General features: G+C 66.2%; 5 protein-coding genes. 2 read left to right on the forward strand and 3 right to left on the reverse strand.

Features of this window, described 5'->3' with window-relative positions:
* Positions 1 to 548: 548 nt before the first annotated feature.
* The 3 genes from BLX41_RS15305 to BLX41_RS15315 are packed head-to-tail and all read right to left on the reverse strand — an operon-like array spanning position 549 to position 2978.
* The gene (locus BLX41_RS15305; protein ID WP_123725582.1) at positions 549 to 1490 is read right to left on the reverse strand and encodes a class I SAM-dependent methyltransferase; all 942 of its coding nucleotides are present in this window, start codon (positions 1488 to 1490) and stop codon (positions 549 to 551) included.
* Positions 1491 to 1548: 58 nt separating this feature from the next.
* Positions 1549 to 1995: a DUF7832 domain-containing protein gene (locus BLX41_RS15310; RefSeq protein ID WP_123725583.1), complete on the reverse strand. Its 447-nt coding sequence runs from the start codon at positions 1993 to 1995 to the stop codon at positions 1549 to 1551.
* Positions 1996 to 2042: 47 nt separating this feature from the next.
* Positions 2043 to 2978, reverse strand: a complete 936-nt coding sequence (locus BLX41_RS15315) for an ankyrin repeat domain-containing protein (RefSeq protein ID WP_123725584.1) — start codon at positions 2976 to 2978, stop codon at positions 2043 to 2045.
* Between the two features lie 348 nt (positions 2979 to 3326).
* On the opposite strand from BLX41_RS15315, the gene acuI reads away from it, so the two are divergent.
* Together acuI and BLX41_RS15325 are read left to right on the forward strand one after the other, a co-directional pair.
* On the forward strand, positions 3327 to 4310 hold the full coding sequence (acuI, locus tag BLX41_RS15320; RefSeq protein WP_123725585.1) for an acrylyl-CoA reductase (NADPH): 984 nt from the start codon (positions 3327 to 3329) through the stop codon (positions 4308 to 4310).
* Positions 4311 to 4445: 135 nt separating this feature from the next.
* Positions 4446 to 5783, forward strand: a 1338-nt coding sequence (locus BLX41_RS15325) for an MATE family efflux transporter (RefSeq protein WP_123725586.1), incomplete at its 3' end; no start/stop codon positions are given.

Below are 5783 nucleotides of genomic sequence, written 5' to 3' on the forward strand. Positions count from 1 at the left end.
GCCTCTTCGCCGGCAAGCCGGCTCCTACGGACAGCGCGTAAAACGCGCTTGGCTTTTGCTTTTGATTTTGATCTTCAGGCCCCTTCCCAGCCGGCCGAGCGTAGGCGTTGCGTAGGGGGCAGCTCGGCAGGGATGCCGAGCTAGCCGCCACCCGGCCATGGATGGCCGGTTGGCGGCGGCCCCCGGAGCAATGCCGGAGAGAGGGAACCCCGAGCCTTAGCGAGGGGCCCATGGAGGGGCAAGCGTTTTTGGTTCCTTTTTAGGCGTTTGTAAAAAGGGACTCGCCGTAAGGGCGAAACCCTAAGTGGCCGTGACCGCAGGAATGGATATGTACCCCCGTCCCCCTCGCCGTAAGGGCGAAACCATAGGTAGCCGCACCCGCAGCAACGGATATGTACCCCGTCCCCCTCGCCGTAAGGGCGAAACCATAAGTGGCCACACCCGCAGCAACGGATATGTACCCCGCCAGCCTCGCCGTAAGGGCAAAACCCCAAGCAGCCGCATCCGCAGCCACGGATACATCACCCTTCCCAGCAGCGATAGCCCCTCTATTCCCCCTGACGAAACACCAGCGCCTTGAGCCCGCACTGCGGATCGGCATCGGGAAACTCCGGCGGGTTCTCCAGCCGCTGTTCAAAACGCAACCCCGGCGCGGCCTCGGCCATGCCCTCCAGCAGAAACTCCACGGCAAACGCCGGGTCGTTCATGCAGGCCAGTACGCAGCCGTTGGCCGTCAGCAGCTCCGGCAGGCGCCGCAGGACCCGGGCATAGTCCTTGCTCAGGACAAAGCTGCCTTTCTGGAACGATGGCGGATCAATGATCACCAGGTCGTAAGGACCCCCTTGCTTGACCTTGCTCCAGGACTTGAACAGGTCATGGCCGAGAAAGCTCACTCGGCTGGTGTCGTGGCCATTGAGCCGGTGGTTGTCGCGGCCGCGGCTCAGGGCCGCTCGGGACATGTCGAGGTTGACCACGCGCTCGGCACCGCCGGCGATCGCCGCTACCGAGAAGCCGCAGGTGTAGGCGAACAGGTTGAGCACGTTCTGACTCCGGGCTTGGGCACGGACCCAGTTGCGCCCGTAACGCATGTCGAGGAACAGTCCGTTGTTCTGTTTGCTGCCCAGGTCCACCTGATAGAGCAGGCCTTCCTCGGTGATGGTGCAGACGTCCACCGGCTCCCCCAGCAGCCATTCGCCATGGCTGTCGGGCAGGTAGCGGTGTTGCAGCATCAGGCTGCGGGCGCCGCAGGCGGTCCATTGCACAGTGTCGCCCAGATCCACCAGCAGCAGCTTGAGGGCCGCGAGCTGTTCAGGCTCCGGCGCCTTGAACAGGGACACCAGCAATACCCCTTGCAGCCAGTCCACGGTCAGTTGCTCCAGCCCCGGCCAGCAGCGCCCACGGCCATGGAACAGACGCCGGGTTTCGGCGGGCGCGGCGGCCAGGGCAATGAGCAAGTGCTGGTTGAGGGTGGCGAGGGCTTGAGGGGTCATCACGGGAACCGGCGATTTTCGGGGGCGGCATTTAACCACAATTGCCGGCGTCCGGCGCTCAGTCGATGTACTGCGCTCGCCCCATGGCGCGCCAGTGCGCCAGTCGCTGGTCCATCACCGATGCCAGCCGGTCGTAGTTGCTCCAGCTGTTTTCCACCCGGTAGATGGTGCCAGGCTCGGGGGCCAGGATCTGTTCGTAGTCGCTGGAAAACCGACCGCTGTCCCGCCCTTTGTAGTAGGCCAGGGCAAAGGCATTGCCTTCGTCGTTGAAATCGCCGTCGCTGAGCTTTTCATCCAGTATCCGCAACAGGAACTCGCGGCCATCGAGGGTGCGGGCCTGGACTTGGCCGATCTCCTCTTCGACATCGTCCAGCAATTCCTCACTGGCAAAGTCATTGATCAGCATCCAGGCCAGGAACAGGCCGATGTGGGTGGCTCCGGCCGTGGTGGGCAGGTCGTCGGGAAAGTCGCCACCGTAGTGCCAGGAGGCGTCGTCGTATTTCATGGGTGCAGGTCCTGAAAGGTGAGAGGGGCGTACAAGTTGCAGGGGCGTCAAAGAATGGCGTTGGTCCATTTCGGAGTGCCGGCCAGGCGCCGCTTGACGCTGTCGATGCGCCATTGCCCGGCGACCCGTTTGACCAGGAAACGATGCTCGTAGCACAGCGCCCGGGAGTCTGGATCACGCACCAGCACTTCGGCCAGGGCGGGCTTGAGCAGCTGGCAGCCCAGGAGTTCGTCGGCCTCGGAGTAGGTTGTGGGGTAACCGTAGGAGGCTCGGGGATAGGCCCGCGGCCGCAGGGTGCAGAAACGCTCGAGGAGCTGTTGCGGTTCGGCCCAGAAGGCGGCGTCGACAGCCTCGTGGCCCAGGGCATTGCCCCGTTGTTCCCAGACCTCCAGGGCCAGGGTATAGGCCCGCACCTGGGTGACCGGATCGCCACTGTTGTCATTGCCAGGCGCCAGTGGCGGCCAGGGCAGGGACGGGGCCGGTGCGGACGCTGGCGGCGCCCCGGCACCGGCCTGCACCAGCTGTTGCATGATCTGGGTATGGCCCTTCTCTTCGGCCAGGGACCAGGCATTGCGTTGCTGGAAGTCCAGGCGCAGGGGATCGGCGCCGGCTTTGAGCAGCAAGGTCACCATTGCCTCGTGTCCGTCCTGGGCGGCGTTCATCAGGGCAGTGCGTTGCAGTTCGGGGCTGGCGTGTTCGAGCGCCGCGCCATGGGCGATCAGCAACTCGGCCATGGCGGTATCGCCCTGGCTGGCGGCCCAGGCCAGGGGGCTGTAGCCCAGGGCCTTGCACGGTTGTTGGACATTCGCACCACGGGCCAGCAGCAGCGCCACGGCCGGCCGGTGCCCGGCAATAGTGGCGGCCAAAAGGGCCGTGCGGCCGGTGCCCTTGTGCTGCCAATCAAGGTCCGCGCCAGCATCAAGTAGGCGCTCGAGGGCCGCGAGATCGCCGCGTGCGGCGGCTTTTTCCAGTAGGTGAGACAAGGTCGAGAATCCGTTCGGTCAGGGTAGAAACGCCGCGGCATGGTAACGCTCCACGCTCCGCTTTTGCCACGCCCGATACGCCCCTCAGCGCCGTTCTGGCAGGCCAGTCGCGCTGGGCTACGCTGCGATACGGGACGCCGGGTGCGGCCCGGGCCATTTCGAGCGTCGCTGGCGGGGAGCGGGGTGAGCGGCGATCAATGACAGGCAGCGCCGGCCCGGCCACCGGAGCCATCCTGAGGCGGGCGGGGTGTTCATGGACGCCTTCCGAAGGCTTGCGTAGGATGGCGCGTTCGCGCTCTACGCCGTTGCAGCCAGCGCTGCAGCCTCCCTTGCCAACAGGAGTCCAGGATGTTCAAGGCCATTGTGATCGACAAAGACACTGCAGGTTATCGCGCCCATCTGAGCGAACTGCAGGAGGCGCAACTGCCTGAAGGCGATGTCACGGTGCGGGTGGCCTACAGCACCCTGAACTACAAGGACGGCCTGGCGATCACTGGCAAGAGCCCGGTGGTGCGGCAGTTTCCCATGGTCCCCGGCATCGACCTGGCAGGCACCGTCGAAGCCAGTAGCCATCCGCGCTTTCGCCCGGGGGAGCAGGTGCTGCTCAATGGCTGGGGCGTGGGCGAGAGCCATTGGGGCGGGCTGGCGCAGAAGGCCCGGTTGCAGGGTGACTGGCTGATCCACCTGCCCGAAGCCTTCAGCGCGCGCCAGGCCATGGCCATCGGCACTGCCGGCTACACCGCCATGCTGTGCCTGATCGCCCTGGAACGCAGCGGTCTGACCCCCGAGCACGGCGAAGTGCTGGTCACCGGCGCCAGCGGCGGCGTCGGCAGCTTTGCCATCAGCCTGCTGTCGCGCCTGGGCTACTCGGTGATCGCCGCCACCGGGCGGCCGGAAGAGGCCGACTACCTCAAGGCGCTGGGGGCCAGCCGTATCATCGAGCGTGCCGAACTGTCCGAGCCGGGGCGCCCGCTGGCCAAGGAACGCTGGGCGGCGGCCATCGATTCGGTGGGCAGCCACACCCTGGCCAACGTCTGTGCCGGCACCGCCGCCGATGGCCTGGTGGCCGCCTGCGGGTTGGCCCAGGGCATGGATTTCCCGGCCTCGGTGGCGCCCTTCATTCTGCGTGGTGTGAGCCTGCTGGGGATCAACAGCGTGACCCGTCCCTACCACGAGCGGGTGCATGCCTGGGAGCGCCTGGCTGCCGAGGTGGACCAGCAGCATCTGCAGCGGATCACCCGCGAAGTGGGCTTGGAAGAGGCGTTGACCGTCGCCCGTGAACTGCTCGAAGGCAAGGTCCGCGGGCGGGTGGTGGTGGACGTCAACCACTGATATAAACCTCGGGCCGCTGCGCTGCCGGAACGCCGCGCGCGGCCTTCGTTGCTGCACCTTCCAGGACCGACGCGAGCCCCGTGCCACGGGCTGCGTCGCGGCCCTTCGTCCTCTTGATCCGAGGTTGCCTGTTCCATGTCGATTCCCGCCCAGCGTCCGCTCTGGCAGGTGTACCTGATCTTCCTGCTGCCCATGGTGCTGTCGAACTTCCTGCAGTCGTTCTCCGGCACCCTCAACGGTATCTACATCGGACAGATGCTGGGGACCCAGGCCCTGGCCGCGGTGTCGGGGATGTTCCCCATCGTGTTCTTCTTCATTGCCCTGGTGATCGGCCTGGGCGCGGGGGCCTCGGTACTGATCGGCCAGGCCTGGGGCGCCCGGGAGTTGGGCACGGTCAAGGCGGTGGCCGGTAGCACTCTGTTGCTCGGCGCGTTGATCGGGTTGCTGGGGGCGGTGCTGGGCATGCTGTTTGCGCGCCCGGCGTTGCAGGGCCTGGGGACTCCGCTGGATGTGCTGGACGATGCGGTGGGTTATGCCCGGGTGATGATGCTGATCATGCCGCTGCTGCTGGTGTTCGTGCTCTTCACCCAGTTGCTGCGGGGCGTCAGCGATACCCTGTCGCCGCTGCTGGCGCTGATCGTGTCGACCCTGGTGGGCCTGCTCCTGACCCCGGCGCTGATCCGCGGCTGGCTGGGCCTGCCGCCCATGGGCATCCAGAGCGCGGCGTTCGCCGGGCTGGTGGGCAATATTCTGGCCATGGGTTTCCTGGTCTGGCGCTTGAGTGGCCGGGCCCATCCCCTGGCTCCGGACCGGGCGCTGTTCGCGGCGATGAAACTGGACCGGGCGATCCTCGCCAAGGTGCTGCGCATCGGCCTGCCCACCGGGGTGCAGATGGTGGTGATCTCACTCTCCGAACTGGTGATCCTGGCCCTGGTCAACCGCCACGGTTCCCAGGCCACGGCGGCCTATGGTGCGGTGACCCAGATCGTCAACTATGTGCAGTTCCCGGCGCTGTCGATCGCCATTACCGCGTCGATCCTCGGTGCCCAGGCCATCGGCGCCGGGCGCCTGGAGCGCATCACCCCGATCCTGCGCACGGGCCTGGCGATCAACCTGTGCCTGACCGGGGCCCTGGTGTTGCTGGGCTACCTGATTTCCCACTGGCTGCTGGGGCTGTTCATCATCGACCCGGCAGCCCTGGTGCAGGCCGAACACCTGCTGCACATCATGCTCTGGAGCATCCTGGTGTTCGGCTTCCAGGCGGTGGTGGGCGGCATCATGCGTGCCAGCGGCACGGTGCTGATGCCGGTGGCGATCTCGATTTTCTGCATCCTCGGGGTACAGGTGCCGATGGCCTATCTGTTGGACGCGCACTTCGGTCTGCAAGGGGTGTGGATGGCGTTCCCGGTGGCCTACCTGACCATGCTGGTGCTGCAGACCGGCTACTTCAAGCTGGTCTGGCGGCACAAGCAG

The organism is Pseudomonas protegens, from assembly GCF_003732485.1.
In the GTDB taxonomy this organism is placed as follows: domain Bacteria; phylum Pseudomonadota; class Gammaproteobacteria; order Pseudomonadales; family Pseudomonadaceae; genus Aquipseudomonas; species Aquipseudomonas protegens_B.

Coding starts and splice junctions, on each gene's coding strand:
- BLX41_RS15305 (WP_123725582.1), bottom strand. CDS start 1,490: ATGACCCCTCAAGCCCTCGCCACCCTCAACCAGCACTTGCTCATTGCC.
- BLX41_RS15310 (WP_123725583.1), bottom strand. CDS start 1,995: ATGAAATACGACGACGCCTCCTGGCACTACGGTGGCGACTTTCCCGAC.
- acuI (WP_123725585.1), top strand. CDS start 3,327: ATGTTCAAGGCCATTGTGATCGACAAAGACACTGCAGGTTATCGCGCC.